General features: G+C 71.8%; 15 protein-coding genes and 2 pseudogenes. 10 read left to right on the top strand and 7 right to left on the bottom strand.

The window, feature by feature from the left end:
- Positions 1-58: 58 nt before the first annotated feature.
- Together ACTWPW_RS51000 and ACTWPW_RS50995 are read right to left on the bottom strand one after the other, a co-directional pair.
- Complete coding sequence (locus ACTWPW_RS51000) at positions 59-646, bottom strand: hypothetical protein (protein ID WP_443173136.1); 588 nt, start codon at positions 644-646, stop codon at positions 59-61.
- A gap of 131 nt (positions 647-777) precedes the next feature.
- Positions 778-1,818 (bottom strand): ATP-dependent DNA ligase, encoded by a 1,041-nt coding sequence (locus ACTWPW_RS50995; RefSeq protein WP_443173135.1) that lies wholly within the window; start codon positions 1,816-1,818, stop codon positions 778-780.
- A 176-nt stretch (positions 1,819-1,994) separates the two neighbouring features.
- Here ACTWPW_RS50995 and ACTWPW_RS50990 point away from each other — a divergent pair.
- Together ACTWPW_RS50990 and ACTWPW_RS50985 are read left to right on the top strand one after the other, a co-directional pair.
- Positions 1,995-3,108, top strand: a pseudogene (locus tag ACTWPW_RS50990) (DUF6183 family protein).
- 105 nt (positions 3,109-3,213) lie between these two features.
- A pseudogene (locus ACTWPW_RS50985) lies at positions 3,214-3,855 on the top strand (DUF6596 domain-containing protein); the annotation flags it as partial.
- A gap of 40 nt (positions 3,856-3,895) precedes the next feature.
- Here ACTWPW_RS50985 and ACTWPW_RS50980 read toward each other — a convergent pair.
- A complete protein-coding gene (locus ACTWPW_RS50980) occupies positions 3,896-7,138 on the bottom strand; it encodes an AfsR/SARP family transcriptional regulator (RefSeq protein ID WP_443173134.1) in 3,243 nt (1,080 codons plus the stop codon).
- A 223-nt stretch (positions 7,139-7,361) separates the two neighbouring features.
- Between ACTWPW_RS50980 and ACTWPW_RS50975 the strand changes: the two genes are divergently transcribed.
- A complete protein-coding gene (locus ACTWPW_RS50975) occupies positions 7,362-7,631 on the top strand; it encodes a hypothetical protein (RefSeq protein WP_443173133.1) in 270 nt (89 codons plus the stop codon).
- A 210-nt stretch (positions 7,632-7,841) separates the two neighbouring features.
- Positions 7,842-8,666, top strand: coding sequence for a hypothetical protein (locus ACTWPW_RS50970; protein ID WP_375113550.1), 825 nt, complete (start codon positions 7,842-7,844; stop codon positions 8,664-8,666).
- 245 nt (positions 8,667-8,911) lie between these two features.
- Here the strand turns inward: ACTWPW_RS50970 and ACTWPW_RS50965 are convergent, their stop codons facing one another.
- Both ACTWPW_RS50965 and ACTWPW_RS50960 read right to left on the bottom strand, forming a co-directional pair.
- Positions 8,912-9,643, bottom strand: a complete 732-nt coding sequence (locus ACTWPW_RS50965; RefSeq protein ID WP_443173132.1) for a response regulator — start codon at positions 9,641-9,643, stop codon at positions 8,912-8,914.
- Positions 9,640-10,881: a sensor histidine kinase gene (locus tag ACTWPW_RS50960; protein ID WP_443173131.1), complete on the bottom strand. Its 1,242-nt coding sequence runs from the start codon at positions 10,879-10,881 to the stop codon at positions 9,640-9,642. Before ACTWPW_RS50960 ends, ACTWPW_RS50965 begins: the two co-directional genes overlap by 4 nt.
- Before the next feature lie 112 nt (positions 10,882-10,993).
- Between ACTWPW_RS50960 and ACTWPW_RS50955 the strand changes: the two genes are divergently transcribed.
- From ACTWPW_RS50955 to ACTWPW_RS50930, 6 genes are all read left to right on the top strand, one after another.
- Entirely contained in the window at positions 10,994-12,709 is a 1,716-nt protein-coding gene (locus ACTWPW_RS50955; protein ID WP_443173130.1) for a hypothetical protein, read from the top strand.
- On the top strand, positions 12,706-13,164 hold the full coding sequence (locus ACTWPW_RS50950; protein ID WP_443173129.1) for a hypothetical protein: 459 nt from the start codon (positions 12,706-12,708) through the stop codon (positions 13,162-13,164). Before ACTWPW_RS50955 ends, ACTWPW_RS50950 begins: the two co-directional genes overlap by 4 nt.
- A gap of 33 nt (positions 13,165-13,197) precedes the next feature.
- A complete protein-coding gene (locus ACTWPW_RS50945) occupies positions 13,198-14,367 on the top strand; it encodes a hypothetical protein (protein ID WP_443173128.1) in 1,170 nt (389 codons plus the stop codon).
- A gap of 4 nt (positions 14,368-14,371) precedes the next feature.
- On the top strand, positions 14,372-15,016 hold the full coding sequence (locus tag ACTWPW_RS50940; protein ID WP_443173127.1) for a hypothetical protein: 645 nt from the start codon (positions 14,372-14,374) through the stop codon (positions 15,014-15,016).
- A 301-nt stretch (positions 15,017-15,317) separates the two neighbouring features.
- Positions 15,318-16,163 (top strand): alpha/beta fold hydrolase, encoded by an 846-nt coding sequence (locus tag ACTWPW_RS50935; RefSeq protein WP_443173126.1) that lies wholly within the window; start codon positions 15,318-15,320, stop codon positions 16,161-16,163.
- Between the two features lie 240 nt (positions 16,164-16,403).
- Positions 16,404-17,075: a TetR/AcrR family transcriptional regulator gene (locus tag ACTWPW_RS50930; protein ID WP_443173125.1), complete on the top strand. Its 672-nt coding sequence runs from the start codon at positions 16,404-16,406 to the stop codon at positions 17,073-17,075.
- A gap of 131 nt (positions 17,076-17,206) precedes the next feature.
- Here the strand turns inward: ACTWPW_RS50930 and ACTWPW_RS50925 are convergent, their stop codons facing one another.
- Together ACTWPW_RS50925 and ACTWPW_RS50920 are read right to left on the bottom strand one after the other, a co-directional pair.
- Complete coding sequence (locus ACTWPW_RS50925) at positions 17,207-17,932, bottom strand: DUF1684 domain-containing protein (protein WP_443173124.1); 726 nt, start codon at positions 17,930-17,932, stop codon at positions 17,207-17,209.
- 31 nt (positions 17,933-17,963) lie between these two features.
- Complete coding sequence (locus tag ACTWPW_RS50920; protein ID WP_443173123.1) at positions 17,964-19,430, bottom strand: MFS transporter; 1,467 nt, start codon at positions 19,428-19,430, stop codon at positions 17,964-17,966.
- Positions 19,431-19,564 lie beyond the last annotated feature (134 nt).

Here is a 19,564-nt window from a genome sequence, read left to right as displayed (position 1 = left end):
GCCTGACCCCACCGCCGGACGGCCTGTACGGCGGGCTGGTCGAGACCGACCGTGACGCCTACCTGCCCGGCACCGGGGAGGCATGCCTCCCGGCGCCGATCGCCACGGCCAGTGCCGACAGGAACGCGGCACCCACGAACGGCAGCCACGACAGGGCGGGCGTCACCACGAACGTCCCGGTCAGCCCCACGCGGCCGAGCACCGCGGCCGACGCCAGGCCTGGCAGCGCGCCGGCCGAACCCGAGACGACCACAAGAACGGCGAGCCAGGCGACGCGGGCGGGATTGCCCCTTCGGAAGGGCTCCCCGTCGAGGACGGAAGCCAGCAGAGGCCCGAGCAGCAAGGCGGCGACGCCCGCGCACAGACCGCTCACCAGGACGTCCGCGCGTGCGACCACCTGCTCGATGACCGTGGATTTCCAGACCTGCAACGACAGATCCGCCCCCCGGAACCCGACGCCCGGAGGGAGCTCCACGCCGGTCAACCGTAAGCTGTCGACGACGCCCGGCCCTGGGCTGACCTGTACGGTGATCGATCCTTCGGCCTGCGTGGCGCCGTTGATCGCGTAGGCGACGCCCCAGACCGCCGCGACAGCACCTGCGAACCTGACCACGTAGATCATCACGCGCACGAACGTGCGATTCATGGACTCTCCAGGAGCCGTATCGACGGCTGTCATTATGCGCGCCGGGCACGACCTGCGTACAGAAACGGCGTACGGAGATCTGGGGAACAGGCGCTACGTCGCCTGCTGCCCCCGGGGCGGCCGGTTCGGGTTCACACCATGGCGTCGGGCTGCGCGACCACGTGCGCGGGGTCGACATCGGTTCGCGGGCGCAGGTACCTCACGGGGTGCCGGTGTCTCCCGGCGTCCGTGGCCGTGTCGATCAGGATCTCCACCACGAGATCGGGCCGAACCCGGGTGTAGTCGAGGGGCTCGCGCTGTCCGTAGGGGCTGGACACCCAGCCGGGCGGCAGGGTCGCCGGCCACGGGTGACCGTCGCGAGCCGGGGTGAGCAGCGGGGCGACTTCGGCGGCGGCCTGCGCGCTCAGCTGGGTGGTGCGGCCGACCATGCGGAACCGTCCCGCGTCGTACCGGCCGAGCAGCAGCCCGCTCGGCCGCCGCGGGGAGCCGACGAACCCCCCGACGACGGCGTCCGCGCTGGCCCGCCGTTTCAGCTTGAGCCAACCCCGCGCGCCGCCGTCGTACGTCGAGCGGGCCGGCTTGATGACCAGGCCCTCCACGCCGACCGTGTGCAGCGAGTCGAACCAGGCTCGTGCCTCGGCCTCGTCGAGCGTCTGCATCCCGAGGGCGAGGACGCCGGCGGCCGGGATCGACGCGAACAACTTCTCGAGGAGCGCCCGACGCTCGGACAGCGGCAGGCCCGTCACGTCCCGGCCGCACAGCCGCAGGAGGTCGAAGGCCGCGAAGTGGACCGGCTCCACGCGTGCGAGGGCAGCGGCACGGCGGTGTCCGGCCACGTTGCGACGGTGCAGGGAGGAGAAGTCGAGGCGGCCGGAAGGCGACCAGCGGACGATCTCCCCGTCCAGGACCGATCCCGCGGGCAGGTGCTCGAACGCGGCCCACGTCACCTCGGGGAAGGTCTCGTTGAGGCGGGCGCCGCGCCGGGACTGCACGTGGACACCGCGGTCGGAGTCGATGATGGCCAGCGCGCGGAATCCGTCCAGCTTGGGCTCGAACGCCCACGTGCCCGGCCGCCCCGGAGGGAAGCTGTCCACACTCGTCGCCAGCATGGGCTCGATCGGGGTCCGCAGCCGGGTTCGGGCGTGTTCACGCTGGTCGGAAGGCATGGCCATGGGCCGGTTTCTATCGGCCAGCCGAACAGGACAAAACCCCTATTGAGTATAGAAATGCCCAGGGTTGCTTCAGGTCCGTAAGATCGCCGCCCGCCGCCGCGTGCCCGATCCTGGCCGGGCGCGCCAAGGCGAGAGCATCCAGATGTCGGCGTGCTCGGCCTGGAAGACTCTGACAGATGAAGGTCGACGACGCGGTGCTCCGGATGGGAATGGCCGACACCTACCAGGACGAGCACTGGAACAAAGCGATCGCGGTGACCGACAAGGTCGTGCGAAGGGCCGCCCCCGACTGGCTTGACCAATTACTGACGGCTCTCCTGCGGGTCTCATCGCCGACCCACCCGATGCGATACGGATTCCGGGTGGCGCTGCAGCGATTCGCGCTGGTGGAAGGCGATCCAGAGCACGTGATGACGGTGCGCGGAATCGCTGCCGCCGCAGGGGAGAACTGGGGCGCGGTCCGAGATCTGCCTCGGGAGGTGGCCGAGTGGCTGGCCACCGGCCAGCCACTGGAACATCTGGTCCCGGTCTTCGCCACCGCCCGGGCCGATGACGAGATGGCGGCCTGCCTGCTGCAGGAGACAGTGCTGCGCCACGACGACCTCAGGTCCGCGCGGGCGGCGGTCGAGTTCGCGGGACGGCTTCGCGCGGCAGCCCATCCGCTCGCTGCCTTGCCGCTCCACCGTTTGCCGGCCGAGCACCAGCTGGGCGTGCCGCAATATCCCGGCCGGCCCCGCCCGAACTGGTACGTCGCTCCCGAGCCGGTCGCCGCCCCCCGGCGCGACCGGGATCGAGCTGGAAGCGGCCGAGATCGACTGGCCACAGGCCGTCCAGGCCATGAGCGCCATCAGCGGGTGGATCCACGACAGCGCGAGCGACTGCGACGAGGCCAAGCTGTTCCGCCTTGACCGCCCGCTGGCGCCGGCCGATTTCGGGGCCACCACGCTGGCCGCGCTGAACCTGCGATCAGTCGGAGGCGACCTGACCGTGCATCATGCGGGGACCGCCGATGTGATGAGGACGCTGTACAGCGCTGCCGTATCGGGCACCGAGTCCCGCAGCCGGATGTACGGCGCGTACGCGCGTCTGACCGCCTGGCGCTCCCTCGCAGCCCTGACCGGGGCCGACGGCGACCCCGCAACGATCGCATGGGCCGCTGACCGGTGCACCTGGCTGTTCTACACCTCCGACTGGCACGGTCGCGACGACTGCTCCATGGACTTCGGGATGGCCGTCCTCCGCTCCGACCACCAGAGCATCGCGATCATCGCCGGCACGTTCTCAGACTGACCGCCGCCTTCCGAAGATGCGACGATAGCTTTCCGATCAGCAGGGCGTCCGGGTCCGCCACCGCTCCAGGGGCCGATCTGACGGGCGAAACGCGGGTCGGAGGGATCGGCCGCGTCGGGCGACCGGCTGCTGCGCCCCGACGTCGCGTACGAGGCGATCCGGCTGGCGCGCACGCTGGCCGCGCTGCAGCCGGACGAGCCGGAGGTGCACGGCCTGCTCGCGTTGTGCGAGCTGACGGCCGCGCGTTTCCCGGCCCGGACCGGCCCGGACGGTTCGCCGGTCCTGCTCGACGAGCAGGACCGGCGGCGGTGGGACTTCTGGGCGATCCACCGCGGGCTGGCCGCGCTGGCCAGGGCATCGGCTCGCGGCCTCGGCCCCTACGGCCTGCAGGCCGCGATCGCCGCCACCCACGCGGCGGCGCCCTCGGTCGAGGCGACCGACTGGGACCGGATCGTGCTGCTCTACGAGGCACTCGGCCGGGTCGCACCCTCGCCGGTGGTCGAGCTCAACCGGGCCGTCGCCGTGGCCATGGCCTCGGGCCCGGCGCGGGCACTGGCCATCGTGGACGAGCTGATCGCCTCGGACCGGCTCCCCGGTTCACATCTGGTTCCGACCGTACGCGGTGAGCTGCTGGCCCGGCTCGGACGGCGACCGGAAGCGCGCGCCGAGCTGGAGCTGGCGGCCCGGCAGTGCGCCAACCAGCGCGAACGCTCAGTGCTGCTCCGCAAGGCGGCCGCGCCGGGCTGACGACCCCGGAAACACGTACGCCTCCCCCGCGCCGTCGCCCTCAGCGTTCCAGGGATCGTTCGGCGAGCGCCGGCGAGCCTGGCCGCACTTCACCCGCGAGCCGGGCGTCCAGCGTTCGCACGCCATTCTCGTGCGAGATCCCGCGGAACAGCTCGCGGGCCTCTTCCCAGACGGCCCTCGCCGTGCCGTGGTCGCCGGCGGCGGCGTGGGCGTCGCCGAGGGTCCGGAGCGTCCGCGCCAGGTAGGGGATCGAGCCGCGGGTGCGCCACACCCGGACCGAACGTTCGAGGGTGGCGATGGCGGCGGGCAGGTCTCCTTCGGCCAGGTCCAGCTCTCCTAGAACGCCGAGCGAGTCGGCGAGATAATGGCCGAAGTTGCCGTTCTCGCTGTGGGCCAGCGTCAGTTCGGCGGTCGCCCTGGCCCGCTCGTCGCCGACCTTGGCGAACAGCTTCGAGAGGTAGAGCAGCGAGAACGTCTCCAGATAGCGGTAGTTCAACCGTCGTGCCATTGTCAGCGACCTCTCCAGCAGTTCCTGGCCGCCCGCGATGTCACCGCAGAACGATTTCGCCGCGCCGAGGAACTGGGTGACCGTCGTGGTGTAGTGAGCGTTGCCGAGCGCCTCGGCGACTTTCGCCGCCTGCTCCAGCACGATGTGCGCGGCCTGCGGGTCGTCCTCGCCGTGGATGATCGCCAGCACGTGATAGGCCCGTGCCTGGCCGCCGAGGTAGCCCGCGTCGGCGGCCGTCCGCAGAGCGCGCTCCGCCAGGGCGAGCGCTTGCGCACTGCCGTTCCCGTCGGCCGTCAGGCTCCAGGCCAGGGAGGCCAGGCTGTCGGCCATCCCGACCGGATCGTTCAGCATGGTGAACAGGTCGAGGAGCTGCGAAGCGCCGGCCCGCATCCGTGTCATCGCCGGTCCGGGGCCCGGCGGTGAGTTCCAGGTGGTGACCTCCAGGAGGCCGCGCATCAGCACGGCCTCGCCGCGCCTGTCGCCGGTCTCGCGGCACAGCGCGAGCGCCTGTTCGTGCATGCGCTGCCAGCCGTCGTACAAGCCGCGCACGTTGAGGTACGTCTCGGTGGACCCCGCGAGGTCCCATGCGAGTTGGGTCAGGCGCGCCTCGCACGCTTGGGCGACCCCCGCCATCAGCGCGCCGTGCTCCGCGCCGAACCAGGCCATCGGGTCGGCCAGCAGCGGGCCGGAGTCCGCCGCGGGCAGCCGCCAGCGCGGCGCGCGGCTGTGCATGAGCGCGTAGCAGGGGCCCGGGACGTGCTCCGCCGCGACCTCCGCCAGCGCCAGCCAGGCACCCAGGGCCCGCTGGAGCGCGGCCAGGCGCTCGGATTCGGAATCCTCGCGCTGCGCCCGCTCACGCGCGTACAACCGGATCAGGTCGTGGAACCGATACCTGAGCCGGCCCGTCTCGTCCGTCCCGGTGAGGTTCAGCAGATGAGCGTCGACCAGGGTTTCGATCTCACGTTCCGCCTGCCGCACCGGCACGTCCAGGAGGGCCGCCACCGCCCAGGAGGCGAAATCGGGCGCGTCGAGCAGCCCGGCCAGCCGGAAGGCCCGCCGCGTGCCCGCGGGCAGCATCCGGTAGCTCATCTCGAATCCCGCGCGGATGTCGAGGTCGCCCGCCACCAGTTCGTCCAGCCGGTGCCGTTCCTCCCCGAGGACGCCGGCGAGGTGGGACAGACTCCATTGCCTTCTGCCGAGGAGCCTGGCCGCCGAGATGCGGACCGCCAGCGGGACCCGGCCGCACAGCCGGGTGATCTCCAGTGCCGCGTACGGGTCGTCCTGGACGCGTTCGTCGCCGACGATCCTCCTCAGCAGGTCCATGGCCTGGCCCGACGGCAGGACGTCGAGTTCCAGCAGGCTCGCGCCCTCGAGACCGACCAGCCGGACACGTCCGGTGAGGAGCACGGCCGTGCCGGGGGCCCCGGGCAGGAGCGGCCGCACCTGCTTCTCCCGGGCGACATCGTCGAGCAGGATGAGTATTCTGCGTCCGGCCAGACAGCTCCGGTAAAGCGCCACGCGTTCTTCCAGGGATTCGGGTATCCCGGTGGGGCTGACGCCCAGTGCGAACAGGAACCGGCTGAGCACGTCCTCTGGACGGGCAGGGTCCGCGGAGGCGCCGCGCAGGTCCGCATAGAGCTGGCCGTCGGGAAAGCGATCCGCGACCCGGTGCGCGACATGCACCGCGAGCGTGGTCTTGCCCAGGCCCCCCAGACCCGCGATGCTGGCCAAGGCGACGGTGCCCGGCCGCGGCTTGGTGAGAGCCTCGGTGAGGTCCGCCACCTCGTCGTCCCTGCCGGTGAAATCCGCGATGTCCGGCGGCAACTCGGCTGGAGCGGGAGCGGCTTGAGGCTCAGGCATCGGAGCCGGGACATGGACGGGACGGTCGGCGGACAGGGCCCACACGTGCGCGTGCCGGACTTTCCCGCTCAGCTCGATGCCCAGTTCGTCCGGCAGGTGCGCGGCACGTTCGCGGCACGCCCGTGAGGCCTCCGCAGGGGAACCCGTGATCGTCGCCATGACGCGAGGCACGAGGTCGAGTGAAGGGTCCTGCGTGAGGATCCGCTGATGCATGTCGTGCAGCTCTCCGGCCGGGTCCAGACCGGTCTCCTCGATCAGGGTCTTGCGGGCACGCGCGTATTCGGCGAGCGCGTCCGCCCGCCGGCCACAGCGGTACAGCGCCAGCATCAGCTGCGCGCGCAGCCGCTCCCGTAGCGGGTACTCGCTGGTGAGCGCGGTCAGCTCGCCCAACAGCCTGGCGTGGCGGCCCAGCCTCAGGTCCGCGGCGATCCGCGACTGCAGGACCGACAGGCGGACCTCGTCCAGCCGCGAGGCCTCCGCGGCCAGCATCGGGACATCAGTCATGCCGGCGAACGCGGGCCCGCGCCAGAGGCTCAGCGCCTCGTGCAGGCGGTGGGTCGCCTCCGCCGGCTCACCGGCGGCCGCCACCGCCTGCCCTGAGCCGGCCAGGTTCTCGAACCTCGCCGCGTCCAGCTCGTCCCCGTCCACCGGGATCAGGTAGCCGGTGCCCTGCCGCACCACGAGAGCCGGGTCGCCCAGGTGCCGCCGGAGCCGGTGGACGTAGGTCTGCACGTTCTTGGTGGCGCTCTTCGGAGGGGTGTCCCCCCACAGCGCCACGACGAGTTGATCTTCCGAAACCGGGCAACCCGCTTGGCACAGCAGAACCGCCAACAGCACCCGCGCCTTGGGCGTGCCCAGATCGACCTGCTCACCCGCGCGCCATGCCGTCAGCGGACCCAGTATCCCAAACTCCATAGTGCTCCCTTGGCTGGACGCACTGTAAACCCGGACGGCCTGCTTAGTCGGTCCACTCGGTCAAGAAACCCTGGCGAATCTTTCTCGCCCGGCCCTCGGTCCCTGACGGCATCGGTGCCGAACGCGCCTGACCTCGAACCGCGACCGGCCATGGCGTCGTCCGCCCTTCCCCCTGGACGCCGTACCACGACGCCGCCGGGTGACCAGGAGGCCAGGAGAGACGATGAACCCGCTCAAAATGGTCACCGTCGGCATCGCCGCCGCGGTGGCGAGCGTCATTCTCGCGCAACCGGCCTTGGCGGCGAGTTCTCAACGGGATGTCGGCGACGGGATCGTCCGCTACGCCGACCCTGCCAACGAGCTGTGCGTCCGGGCGGACGACACCACGGGAACGGCCTGGGTGGAGGTGACCCTGACCCGCCCGGGTGTGATCGAAAGCCCATCGTCGTCAGAGATGACAACATCCGGCACCCCGGCGCCACCTGTGCGGTGATCACCGCCTTCGAAGACGTCACCTACCGGGCCGATTACGAGAGCTACTGGAGCGGGCGAGGCACCGTCCTGCGCGGGACGTTCCAATTCGGGATCTGACGCTCCGGCAGGGTCCTCCGTGGCGACGGTCGCCGCAGGGTCCACGCTCGCCGGAGCGCTGCCGGCACAGGCGTTTCCGGTTCGTGATCTATATCCAGGATGATCGCGCCTCATGAAGCAAGCGATCATGGGTGTCACCGCCGGCGCCGCCCTCCTCTTGACCGCCACGCCCGCCGTGGCCGCCCCCAAGGACCCGCTCGCGGCGCTGCGGGCGCAGCTCGTGGCGGGCAAGGGCGTGTCGTTCTCGTTCCGCATGTACGGACAGTCCACGCCCCTCACGCAGACCGGCCGCCTGCAGTTCGGCAAGAAGGGCATCGCGGCCTCCGACATCACCGGCAAGCTCGCCACCGGCGACGACGAGAAGCCGGCCGACGACTTCGGCGGCGGCGCGGACCCGAGCGCCCTGGCCACCGCCATGGGCAAGCCGGAGCGCACGATCCGCATCGGCCGGACGTCCTACGTCAGGGGCGGCCCGATGAGCGCGGGCCTGCCCGAGGGCAAGACGTGGTACAAGCAGTCGCCGGGTTGGACGAGCGGCATGACCGCCCTCTTCGGCGGCTTCGTCAACGCGGCCGACCCGAGCACGTTGAAGGTGCTGCTGGCGCGCTCCAAGCGGAGCGGGTCGACGTACAAGGGGTCGATGAGCGTCAAGGACCTGCTGAAGGCCTCGGACTGGTCCCGCGCCACCATGTGGTGGAAGCTCGACTCCGGTGTGAAGGTGAACTGGACGCTCGCCGTCGGCTCCTCGGGCCTGCCGGTCAAGCTGACCACGCGGCTGGAGAACAAGAAGACCGGCGTGAGCAAGACCGCGATGGAGATGCGCTACACCAAGTGGGGCGCCAAGGTCTCGATCAAGGCCCCGGCCGCGAGCACGGTGACCACCAAGCTCGACTCGGAGAAGGCCGCACTCCAGCTCCCCCCGGCGCCCAAGCGCTGATCACGGCATGCGAGGCAACGTGCCTTCACCGCCGGTCAACGGGCCTTGCGTGCGGCCCGTCCGCTCGTGACCTTTTGATCCGGCGGGCCCCTCGCCGGGCTACCGGTTGAAGCCGGCAATCGCCCTCGAGTTGTCCCTGCCGAACCACAGGCGGCCGTCGGTCTGTTCAGGGAATACGGCTGGTATACGAGCGCTGGATCGACGAGTGAAATCGGCTTGGCTCACGGTCGGCGTCCCGTACAAGATCAAGGCTCGCGGCGGGTTGCCTCTCGGCGGCGCCGGCCCCGCCCGGCCTGGTCCTCTCCGGGATCGGGATGAACGGGGGCCTGGCCGACGAGGCCATTGAGGTGGGCGTAGGCGACCGCGTGCACCCGGTCCCGCAGGTTCAGCTTGGTCAGGATGCGCGACACGTGCGTCTTGACGGTCTCGTCGCCGATCCCGAGACGGCCGGCGATCTCGGCGTTGCTGTACGCCCCGGCGAGCAGCAGCAGTACCTCGCGTTCCCGCGTGGTGAGAAGGTCCAGGTCGGCCAAAGCGGGAGGCGGGGCGATGCCGTCGGCCAGACGGGCGCTGAGGCGGCGGGTCACCGAGGGGTCGATGAGGGCGTCGCCGCGGGCGGCCACCCGGACGGCCGCGATCAGCTCCTCCGGCGGGAGGCTCTTCAGCAGGAAGCCGCTGGCTCCTGCCCGGAGGGCGCGGTGGACGTACGTGTCGTGGTCGTAGGTGGTCAGCAGGATGACCTTGGTGGCGTTGGCCGGGTCTGCGAGGATCTCCTCCGTGGCGCGCAGGCCGTCGAGCCGCGGCATGCGGATGTCGATGATCGCGACGTCGGGACGCAGCCGGAGCACCTCGGTCACAGCGGCCCGGCCGTCCGACGCCTCGCCCACGCAGGTGAGGTCGGGCTGGGTGCCCAGGACGGCGCGCAGACCGGAGCGGAACATGGCATGGTCGTCGGCGATCAGGACGCGCAAGGTCATGAGGGGCTCAGGGGGAACGTCGCGGTGGTGGTCCAGGTCCTGCCGTCGGGTGCGGGTCCGTAGCTGGTGTGGCCCGCGAACACGGCGGTACGGCTGCGGATCCCCTGCAGCCCCCGGTGCGGCGAGTCCGGCCGGGAGCGCGCCCGCGTGCCGAGGAGGTTGGAGGTGGTCACGGTGAGGCTGGAGGGGTCGTGGCGCAGCTCGACCTCCGCGACACCGCCGGCGCCGTGCCGCAGGGCGTTGGCGAGCATCTCCTGCACCACCCGGTACACGGCGATGTCCAGCGACTCCGGCAGCGGGGACGGTGCGCCGTGGACGGTCACCCGCGCCCGCAGGCCGACGGCGCGGAGGGTGTCGAGGAGTTCGGGGAGGTTGTCCAGCCCGGGCTGGCTGTCCTCCCCCGACGGGTGGCCGTGCAGGACGTCCAGCAGCCGTCGCAGGTCGAGCATCGCCGCCCGGCTGGAGGTCTCCACGGCGGTCAGCGACTCCGCCAGGTCGGGAGCGCCCGGCGCCGCCGCGGCCCGCAACCGGGCCACCCCGGCGTGGACGCCGATGGCGCTCACGTGGTGGGAGATCACGTCGTGCAGGTCGCGGGCGATGCCGGCGCGCTCCTCCGCGATGGCCGCGGCCAGGGCCTGCCGCGCCTCCGCCTTGTCCCGCTCGGAGCGTTGTTCCAGCTCGGCGATGTACGCGCGTCGGGCGGTGGTGTACCGGCCGACGAGCCAGGGCAGCAGCGCGCTGGCCATGGGGGCGAGCAGGAGGAGCTCCTGTGCGAAGTCCGCCCCGCTGAGGATCGGTCTCGCGAGGGTCCCCGCGGTCAGGCAGAGCAGGGCCACCACCGCCGGCCACCGGTCCAGCCAGGCACCCGCCCGGTAGGCGGAGATGAGCATGCCCGCGCTGTTCAGCGAGGGCGGCAGAGCGGCTTCGGGGCGCAACAACGTGCCCGCTATCTGGACCGTCGCCTGAGCGACGGCCACCACTCCCGACAGCCGCGGCGCGCTGGCCAGGCCGGCGTCCACCACGACGATCGCCGCCAGCATGGCCCAGCGCCATCCCGCCGGAAATGATGGGGAACCGGTGGAGTGGGCGAAGGTGAGGGCGTCCACCACCAAGGTGACCGCGGCGATCACGATCGCCTGACGGGTCAGAGGCCCATTGACGTCGCGGATGCGGACGGACCCGGCACCAGGCCCGTCACGTCCCTCCCTGTCGGGCACCGGCACCCCTTCCTCGTTCACGAGCTCCCATGATGCCTGGTCGGCGGCGGTGGCCGAGTCCCCCGCCCGGGGGACCCGCCTCCCCTGGCGCCGTGACGACAGCGGCGGGCGGCCTCCCTAGGCTGCCCGCACGATGAACGACTCCGCCGCTCGTACGAGGGATTACGCCGGGTTCCCGCGCACGGCTCCTCATCTCCCACCTGTCCAGGTTGTCCAGCCCGGAGAGCCTGCCCGGCCGCTGCCGCGCCGCCTCGGTGCCGCGCTCGCCGTCGTGCTGACCGCCGTGGCCCTGACACTCGCCATGAGCCCACGGGCCGGGGCGGACTCCACCGGCGGCGGCGACGTGCAGGTCGCCCAGACGCTCGGCGACCGGGAGCTGACCGTCATCCTGCGCCGGGTCACCGGGGTGCCCGGACCGCTGCACGTGGACGTGTTCACCCACGCGGGCACGCCCGCCGGCGCCCTCGACCTGGCGGCGGTACCCACGGGGGTGTCCTCCTCCGCGTCGGCGGCCTCGGCGTCCGGCACGGTCGTCGACACCGCCGTGGTCACGCTGGGGAGCCGGCCGGGGACCTACTCCGCGGTGCTGGACGTCACCCAGGCCGGCCCGTGGGAGCTGTCGCTCAGCGACGGGCGGCGGACCGCGACGATTCCGTTCATCGTGCCGAAGCAGACCGCCTCGCCCGCGGAGACCGCGGCCTACCTGGGCTTCTCCGGCGCCGGGGGGCTCATCCTCGTCGCTGTCCTGGTCGCCGTACGGGCGCGGCGCGGCTGGTGGACGCTGGTGCCGGGCGGCGGGCTGGTCGCGTGCCTGGCCGTGGCGGTCACCGGCGCGCTGCTGTCGTCCCAGCTGCCGCTGCCGCCGTCTCAGGGCGGCCAGGTGGCCGCCACGATCGACGGCGTCAACGATCCCTACGCCTCCGTCGGGCAGCAGACCAGCGACTACTCGCGCCCGCCCGCCACGCTGCTGCTGTCGTCCTCCACGAACCGCGCGGGCGAGGTCGCCGAGCTGCGGCTGACCCTGTCGGACGCCGCCACCGGCCTGCCCCTGGACGACGTCGTCGTCCACGACGGCGCGCTGATGCACCTGCTGGCCATCGGCCCCTCGGGACAGCTGTGGCACCTGCACCCCGTACGGACCGGACCCGGCGAATTCGAGGTCCCCTTGTCACTGCCCGAGGCAGGCCACTACGCGGTCTCCGCCGAGTTCGCCCGCCGGGGCGGCGGCGTCCAGCAGCTGCGCTCCGCCACCGGCATCGACGCGGTGTCCGGCTCCGGCGCGCGGACCACGGCCGGCGACGCTCCGGCGCGGGCGGGGACCGGTTCGCGGACCGTGGCCGGGGTCGAGGTACGGCTGTCCGCGTCGTCGCTGGTGGCGGGCAAGGCCACCGTCCTGACCGCCCGCGTGGGAGACACGGCGACCCTGCAGCCCTGGCTCGGCATGCTCGGCCACCTGATCGTCGCCGGTCCGCTCTCACCCACGGCAGCGGTGGGGGCGGCGACGCAGAACGCCCAGCTGTGGGCCCACTCCCACTCCATGGGCGCGCTGCCGGACAGCGCTCACGACATGAGCGGCACGCAGGAGACGCCGCACGTGGGGACGCACTCGTCGCCGGCATCGTCCTCCGCCCCCTCCGCGGAGACGCACTCGATGAGCGGGCTGACCTCCCTCAACGGCGACAGCACCGCGGATGAGACCGTCGCCGCCTACGGCCCCGACGTCGCCTTCGTCTACACCTTCCCGGCCGCCGGCCACTACCGGATCTGGATCCAGGCCGAGCGCGACAACACCATCCTGACCGTTCCCTACCTGCTCCACGTCACCGGCACGGAGGACAGGACACCATGAGCCCGTCCGGTCGGCGATCCCTGGTAGCCGCGGTGGTCGTGGCGGCGATCATGCTCACCGCGCTGTCGGTCCATGCCCTGTGGGCGCCGTGGTCAGGCGGGACGCGGCCCGCGTCCGACTCCGCCCCGCAGGGCGCGGTGACCCTCACCGGCGGCACCGCCCACGACGTGGTGACCCTGACGGTCTCCGCGCCCGTCACCGGAGTCACCCCCGTCCATGTCCGCCTCGTACCGCGCGAGGCGACCGTCCGGTCACCACCGGTCGTCACGGTCTCCGCGGTGCTGCCCACCGCGGGCCACGCGGTACCCGGCCTCCCCGCCGTACGCGTCTCCGGCGACAGCTACCGCGTGGCCGGCCTTCCGCTGATGATGGCCGGCCGGTGGGAGTTCCTGGTCGCCGTGGACGGCGACGGCCGTCACGAGCGGCTCGTCTTCCCGCTCACGGTCTCCCCCTGATCGCGCACACCCGCTCCGAGAAAGGCATCTCCGATGGATCCTGTTCCCCCACCCGCGCCGGCCGGACCAGGCGGGCCCGCCCCGTCCGACCGGCCGCCCGCCGCCGTGGCCGGCGCGTACACCGTGCTGGCCGGAACGCTGCTGTCGACGGTCGGCCTCAGCTGGGACGTGCAGTGGCACATCGAGGTCGGCCCGGACACCTTCTTCACCCTGCCCCACCTGCTCCTGTACTCCGGCAGCGCCATCGCCGGCATCGCCGGCCTGGTGATGGTGCTCCGCGCCACCTTCGCCCAACGGGCCGGGCGCCCCGCCGACCCCGCCGCGGGCGGCAGTCCGGTCCGGGTTCTCGGCGGCACGTTCACCGCGCCCCTGGGATACCTCGTCGCCGGGACCGGGGGCGCGCTGTTCCTGCTCTACGGCCTGCTCGACCTGTGGTGGCACTCCCTGTACGGCTTCGACGCCGTACTGGACTCCCCGCCGCACGTCGCCCTGTTCATCTCCATCAGCCTGACCATGGTCGGCAGCGTCATCGTCTTCGCCGCCGCCCGCGCGCGGCGCTGGGGGCGGATCGGGCTCATCGTCAGCATCCCCGTGCTGATGACGTTCGCCCCGATCACCACGTACGCGTTCCAGAGAATGCCCCTTCCCATCGACCCCAGGCTCGCGGGCACCGTCTTCTTCGCGGTCTGCTTCGTGCTCATGGGAGCGATCACCTTGCGGCACCGGCGGGTGGCTCTGTCCATCGCGGTCGTCCTCGGCGCCATGCAGCTGTTTCTCTGGTGGTTCTCGCCGTGGGCCGCGAGGGTCTACGCGGACTACGTCGGGCTGCCTCTGCGGGACAACCTCAGGGAGATGGCGCCCGTGCTCCCGGCCGGCATACCGATGTTCATGCTCGCCGCGGCCCTGGTGATGGAGGGGCTGCTCCGGCTGGGGCGCGGGCGGGGCTGGTCGGCCCGCCGGCTGCCGCAGCTCGTCGGCGCCGCCGGGGGCGTGGTGGTGAGCCTGTCCATGCTCGTGCAGACGTCGATGCTGCGCGGAGGGATGGGGAGAGGGCCGATGGGCCAGGCCACCACATCGGCGACCACGGTGCTGATCGACGTGGTCCTCGGGCTGGCGCTCGGTGCCCTGGCCGGCTATCTCGCCGCCCGCTTCGCCGTACTGCTGCGCCTCAACACCCCCGCCGCCGACCAGGAAGGCCGCTGACCTGATGCACGTCCGTACGTACCTACCGCCCCGTCCGCGACAGGCCCGCGCCACGCGCTCCGCGCCGAAGCACCGCGTCCGCAACCTGCTCCTCGCCGCGTGCGTCATGGGAGTCGTGATCCCGGTCTCGGCCCCGTCCGCCCGGGCCCACGCGCCGGCGGGGCCCGAGCAGGCGTACGCGCCGGTCGAGGTCGTGCACACCGAGCGGGTGCAGGCCGGCCCGTACCACCTGACCGTGGGCTTCTCCACGTGGCCGCTGCGCGCCATGCAGTCGCTCGACTTCACCTTCGCCCCCGACGGGGGGCTGACCGGCAAATCCGGCACGCTCGGCATGACCGGCCCCGGCATGGAGGGAGGTGGGCGCGGGGCGGCCCCGCTGTCTCGCCATCCGCGCAAACGGGATGTTTGGGGCCTGGACATCCAGTCACTGTCCACGGCCGGAAAGTGGAGCTTCACCTTCACCATCGACGGCCCCCAGGGACAGGGAACAGGCACCCTCGACAACGTCACGGTCCTCGATCAGCCCGGCCCGCCGCTGGCGCTGAGCTGGGCCCTCTGCACCCTGCCCGTCCTCGGGCTGATCGCCTTCCTGGCCGTCGCCTGGCGACGTCACCGGCCTTCCCGTCACCTCGCGACGCTGGGCATCTGACGAGGTGTTCGCCCGTGCGTACGCGACGCGGGGACCGCCGGCCAGGTAGAGGCAGGACCTGGCTGAGCGCTGTGAAACCACTGATGATGGTCCTGTGATCGACAACGGCAGCAGCGGCCACGGACGTCGGATTCACCCACGGGCCTGGGTCGGGCAGGCGCCGCTGCGATCTTGAGTTCGCCTGTGGGCCGCGCGCGCCGGCCAGCTTGGAGTCCGTGACGACCGGCTGGTCCGTGCCCGCCTCAATCCCCGCCCCCACGCCGTCATCCGCGAAGTGCGCACGATCCAAAAGGGAGCATTCATGTCCGCCACCTCCACTCTGGTGTTCGTTCACGGTTTCTGGCACGGCTCCTGGTGCTGGAGTGAAGTCGTCCCCCATGTGGTGGCCGCCGGGCGTCCGGCCGTCGCGGTGGACATGGCGGGGCACGGGCTGTACGCCCGCCGTCCTCGGTGGTTCACCGGACAGCCGTACAACCGTGAGGCGGTCCGCACAGAGGTCTCGCCCGTGGCGGACGTGAGCCTCGACGATGCGGCCGAGCTGCTGACTTCGCAGGTCAAGCGGATCGGCGGTGGCGATCCGGTCACGGTGGTCGCCCACAGCGCGGCCGGGCCCGTCCTGACCCGGGTGGCCCAGCGGACGCCCGAACTGGTGGCGCACGCGGTGTACCTGTCCGCGTACATGCCGGCATCCGACGTGCCGGCCGCCGCGTACACCCGGCTGCCGGAGGCCGCCGACGACCAGGTCGCGCCGTTGTTAGAGGGCGACCCGGCCCGGACAGGCGCGCTGCGGCTCGACTTGGCCACGGACGACGCGGCCTACCGGCAGGGGCTCTACGAGGCGTTCTACGGTGACGTGGACCCGGTCCTCGCCGACGCCGCCACCGGCCTGCTGACGCCCGACGGTCCGATCGACATCATGCTGGGCACCACCACCCTGACCCACGACGGCTGGGGATCGGTGCGGCGCACGTACCTCACCTGCACGCGGGACATGGCGATCCGGCCCGGCGTGCAGGCGAAGTTCATCTCCGAGGCCGACGCGGCCTTTCCCGACAACCCGACCTCCGTCGTCGCGCTCGACGCCTCCCACTCGCCGTTCCTGTCCATGCCCGGCGAGCTGGCCGGCGTCATCACCCCGCTCGGCTGACACGGAGCCCTTCAGCCAACGCGGCTCGAGGCGGCAGGACGTCTCCCCCGCAAGGCGTCGCCGAAGGCCGCCGGATCAAAGCTGCGGCGATCAAGGCCCGATCGGCGGTTGATACAACGGGTTGTTGCATTTAGGACTCTAGATTCGGCGCTCCCTTAACACAACCGACTGTTGTCTTAATGCCTGGCTTAACGCATCCAAAAGTTGCCTCTAGGATCGGCGGCGCTCTAACGTGGCCGTATGGCAGGAGAACCGCCGCAAGACGTTCAGCATCTGCACGCCGACGCCGCGACGGTTCGGCCGGGCGGCCGGACGGCGCGCGTGCGCGAAGCCGTCATCGATGCCACCATCGCGGAGTTGAGCGAGGTCGGCTACGCCGCGCTGCGCGTCGATGCGGTGGCCGAGCGCGCCGGTGTCAACAAGACGACGATCTACCGCCGCTGGGGCAACAAGGTCGGCCTGGTGTCCACAGCCCTCATCGAGCGCCGCGGCCAGTTGGTGCCGCCCGCCGACACCGGCAGCCTGCGCGGGGATCTCATCGAGCTGCTCAACGAGATCCGGCTCGGCCTCAACGTCCCCTGGGTCGTCGCGCTGCAGCGCGAAGCCGGCCCGCGCACTGCCGCGAATGCCGACCTGTACGAACTCCTCGACAGGTTCTGGCCGGCCCGGTTCAAGGTCTCGGGAGTCGTCTTCGAGCGCGCCGTCGAACGCGGCGAACTACCCGCCGGCACCGACCCGGGCTTCCTGCTGGAGATGGTCTCCGGGCCGCTCTACTTCCACTGGCTCATGCTCGGCCACCCGCTGGACGACGACTTCCTCGAGCGGGTGGCCGACTTCGTGCTCCATGGCGCGCAGGCCGGACCGCCGGGCGCGGGAGTGCCGGAGAGCGGCGGCCGTACCCGCTCTGCTTGAAGCCGCCTTGCTCGAAGCGTTCGGTGATAGCAGGCACCCGGCCGGGGCTCGGCGACCTAGTGGCCGCCGGCCGGCTCGGCGGTCTCGTCCGCATGGCCGATCCGGTGCAGGTGGTGCCGCGCCGGTCCGCGTCAGTGGGGTGTCTTCTCTCCGGCCTCGATCGCGAAGGGCAGCCGGTTGCTCGATGGCGGTAGCGGGCAGATGGGGAAGTGCTCGCTGAACGCGCACGGCAGGTTGACGGCGCGGTTGAAGTCGCTGGTGGCGTCGGTGAAGACGGTGAGCAGCATTCCGTGCGAGCTGAGCACCTGGAGGGTGTGCTCGGTGCCCGCGTGCTCGAAGCGGACCAGGCCCGGCGTGTCGTGGGTGTGCGTGCCCCAGCCCACGGAGTCGAGCGTGATGGACGTCGGCGTGTGGAACCGTTCGAGGCGGCCCGGGAGTACCCACCTCTGGCTGGGCTCGTGGACGGGCACGCCGTCGAAGTCGTGCCGGGCCGGTGAGCTCGGGTCGTAGGTCACGATCAGGTACGTGCCGCGGTAGGTGATGCCCACCTCGAGCTCTCCGACGGTGACGCGGACGTCGTCCGGGGCGTCGGCGAGGGTGAACCGGCGTTCGGTGGTGAAGGTCTCGCCGTCGAAGGCCATCGGGACGCCCTGGGGGTCGACATGGATCGCGTCCCCGTGCTGCCACCACAGGCCGGGCAGCCCGGGATGGTTCCGGGGCGTGTCGTCGAGCCATTCGTGCGAGGTGGCGGCCAGCCGGCCCAGGGGCCGGGTGAGCCATCGCTCCCATCCGGCCCTCCACTCCTGCCAGGCGCGCGTGAACTCCTGCCGGCTGGTGGGAACGGGTGCGTCGCTCATGGTGGTTCTCCGGTTCCTCGTGTCGTTGCGGTCAGTGCGTGGTCGTGGTGGGGCGGGCCCAGGTGGCGAAGAGGGTCAGGGCGAGCAGGGGGAAGACGACCCCGGCGGTGAGGGCGGTCGCGATCGCCCCCGCTTCGCCGGCTCCGGCCGCGGCGGCACCGTAGACGGTGGTCATCACGGCCAGGCCGAGCGCGCCGCCGAGCTGCTGCATGGCCTGATTGAGGCTGGAGGCGGCGCCGAGACGGGCCGGCGGCGCCTGGTGCATGATGACGGCGGTGAGCGGCGCGACGGTCAGCCCCGCGCCGAGGCCGAGCAGGACGAACGGCCCGAGCAGGCCGCCGGCGAAGGTGTCGGCGGCGTCGATCCGCGACATCCACACCAACCCCGCGAGCAGGGCGGACATCCCGAGGGAGCCGACGATCCGCTCTCCGTACCGCGGCACCAGGCGACCGGTCAGCAGGTTCGTGACGAGCAGCGCGGCGCTGAAGGGCAGGACGGACAATCCCGTCTGCAGCGGGGTGAAGCCCAGCGCGTTCTGGGTGAACAGCGCGGCGAAGTAGAGGAAACCGGCCTGACCTGCCGGAATCAGCATCATGGCGAGCAGCGGGGCCGCGCTGCGCATCCGTGTGAAGAACTCCAGCGGCACGACCGGGGCGGCGTGGCGCCGCTCGATGAGGACGAGGGCGAGCAGCCCGGCGATCGCCAGCGCGAACGGGACCAGGACCGGCGCGCCGGTCCAGCTGTGCGACTCGGCGTTGATGAGGCCGTAGACCAGGGCGGTCATGCCGGTCGTGGACGCGACGGCCCCGCCGACGTCGAGACGGGCCGGCGCGCAGGGCGCCTCCGGCACCAGCAGGCGTACCCCGACCAGGACGACCAGGCCGATGGGGACGTTGACGAACATCACCCATTCCCAGCCGAGGGAGGTGGTCAGCAGCCCGCCGAGCACCAGGCCGAGCCCGGCGCCGATGCCGATGGACAGCACGAACACGCTCATCGCCCGGGCGCGCTGGGGACCGGGCCTGGTGATCGACATCAGCAGCACGAGGGTGCCCGGCGCGGCCAGTGCCGCTCCCAGGCCCTGCAGGACGCGGGCGGCGATGAGCATCGCCGGCGTCGTGGCCGCACCGCCCAGCGCCGAGGCGACGGTGAAGACGGTCACGCCGATCAGCAGGGCGCGGCGCGGCCCGATGATCGACCCCACCTTGCCGCTGAGCAGGACCAGACCGCCGAAGACCAGGGCGTAGGAGGTGACCACCCAGGACAGGCCGGTCGCGGAGAAGCCCAGCGCGTGGCGGATCTGCGGCAGCGCGACGTTCACCACGCTGCTGTCGATCACCAGGATGAGCTGGGTGAGGCACAGCACGATGACCGCCGGGTAGCGCAGCCGCTGTGCGGAGGGCGCCTGGTCGCCGCTCGCCGCCGGCCGCTGATCCGGCGGGGTGACGCGGTCGCGCCCCGGATCGTGCCCGGAGCTCTGGAGGGGTTGGGTGCTCACCGTGAGCGTCCTAATGAGTCCTGGGAGTAAGCCATCCGGCAGACTCCGTGGTGGATGGTGGCCGCCGGCAGGTGAGCACTCGGGTGTCCTGGACGTCGAGTCCTGATGAAAGACCGTGCCCCTGCCGGTTGGTC

The organism is Nonomuraea sp. KM90, from assembly GCF_052246675.1.
In the GTDB taxonomy this organism is placed as follows: domain Bacteria; phylum Actinomycetota; class Actinomycetes; order Streptosporangiales; family Streptosporangiaceae; genus Nonomuraea.
This window is presented reverse-complemented; position numbering and strand designations above follow the sequence as displayed.

What these genes read in the sequence shown, in the direction of transcription:
- ACTWPW_RS50930 (WP_443173125.1), top strand. Translation starts at nt 16,404, where the DNA reads ATGGCAGGAGAACCGCCGCAAGACGTTCAGCATCTGCACGCCGACGCC.
- ACTWPW_RS50970 (WP_375113550.1), top strand. Translation starts at nt 7,842, where the DNA reads ATGAAGCAAGCGATCATGGGTGTCACCGCCGGCGCCGCCCTCCTCTTG.
- ACTWPW_RS50940 (WP_443173127.1), top strand. Translation starts at nt 14,372, where the DNA reads ATGCACGTCCGTACGTACCTACCGCCCCGTCCGCGACAGGCCCGCGCC.
- ACTWPW_RS50995 (WP_443173135.1), bottom strand. Translation starts at nt 1,818, where the DNA reads ATGGCCATGCCTTCCGACCAGCGTGAACACGCCCGAACCCGGCTGCGG.
- ACTWPW_RS50950 (WP_443173129.1), top strand. Translation starts at nt 12,706, where the DNA reads ATGAGCCCGTCCGGTCGGCGATCCCTGGTAGCCGCGGTGGTCGTGGCG.
- ACTWPW_RS50965 (WP_443173132.1), bottom strand. Translation starts at nt 9,643, where the DNA reads ATGACCTTGCGCGTCCTGATCGCCGACGACCATGCCATGTTCCGCTCC.
- ACTWPW_RS50955 (WP_443173130.1), top strand. Translation starts at nt 10,994, where the DNA reads ATGAACGACTCCGCCGCTCGTACGAGGGATTACGCCGGGTTCCCGCGC.
- ACTWPW_RS50935 (WP_443173126.1), top strand. Translation starts at nt 15,318, where the DNA reads ATGTCCGCCACCTCCACTCTGGTGTTCGTTCACGGTTTCTGGCACGGC.
- ACTWPW_RS50925 (WP_443173124.1), bottom strand. Translation starts at nt 17,932, where the DNA reads ATGAGCGACGCACCCGTTCCCACCAGCCGGCAGGAGTTCACGCGCGCC.
- ACTWPW_RS50980 (WP_443173134.1), bottom strand. Translation starts at nt 7,138, where the DNA reads ATGGAGTTTGGGATACTGGGTCCGCTGACGGCATGGCGCGCGGGTGAG.
- ACTWPW_RS50945 (WP_443173128.1), top strand. Translation starts at nt 13,198, where the DNA reads ATGGATCCTGTTCCCCCACCCGCGCCGGCCGGACCAGGCGGGCCCGCC.
- ACTWPW_RS50975 (WP_443173133.1), top strand. Translation starts at nt 7,362, where the DNA reads ATGAACCCGCTCAAAATGGTCACCGTCGGCATCGCCGCCGCGGTGGCG.
- ACTWPW_RS51000 (WP_443173136.1), bottom strand. Translation starts at nt 646, where the DNA reads ATGAATCGCACGTTCGTGCGCGTGATGATCTACGTGGTCAGGTTCGCA.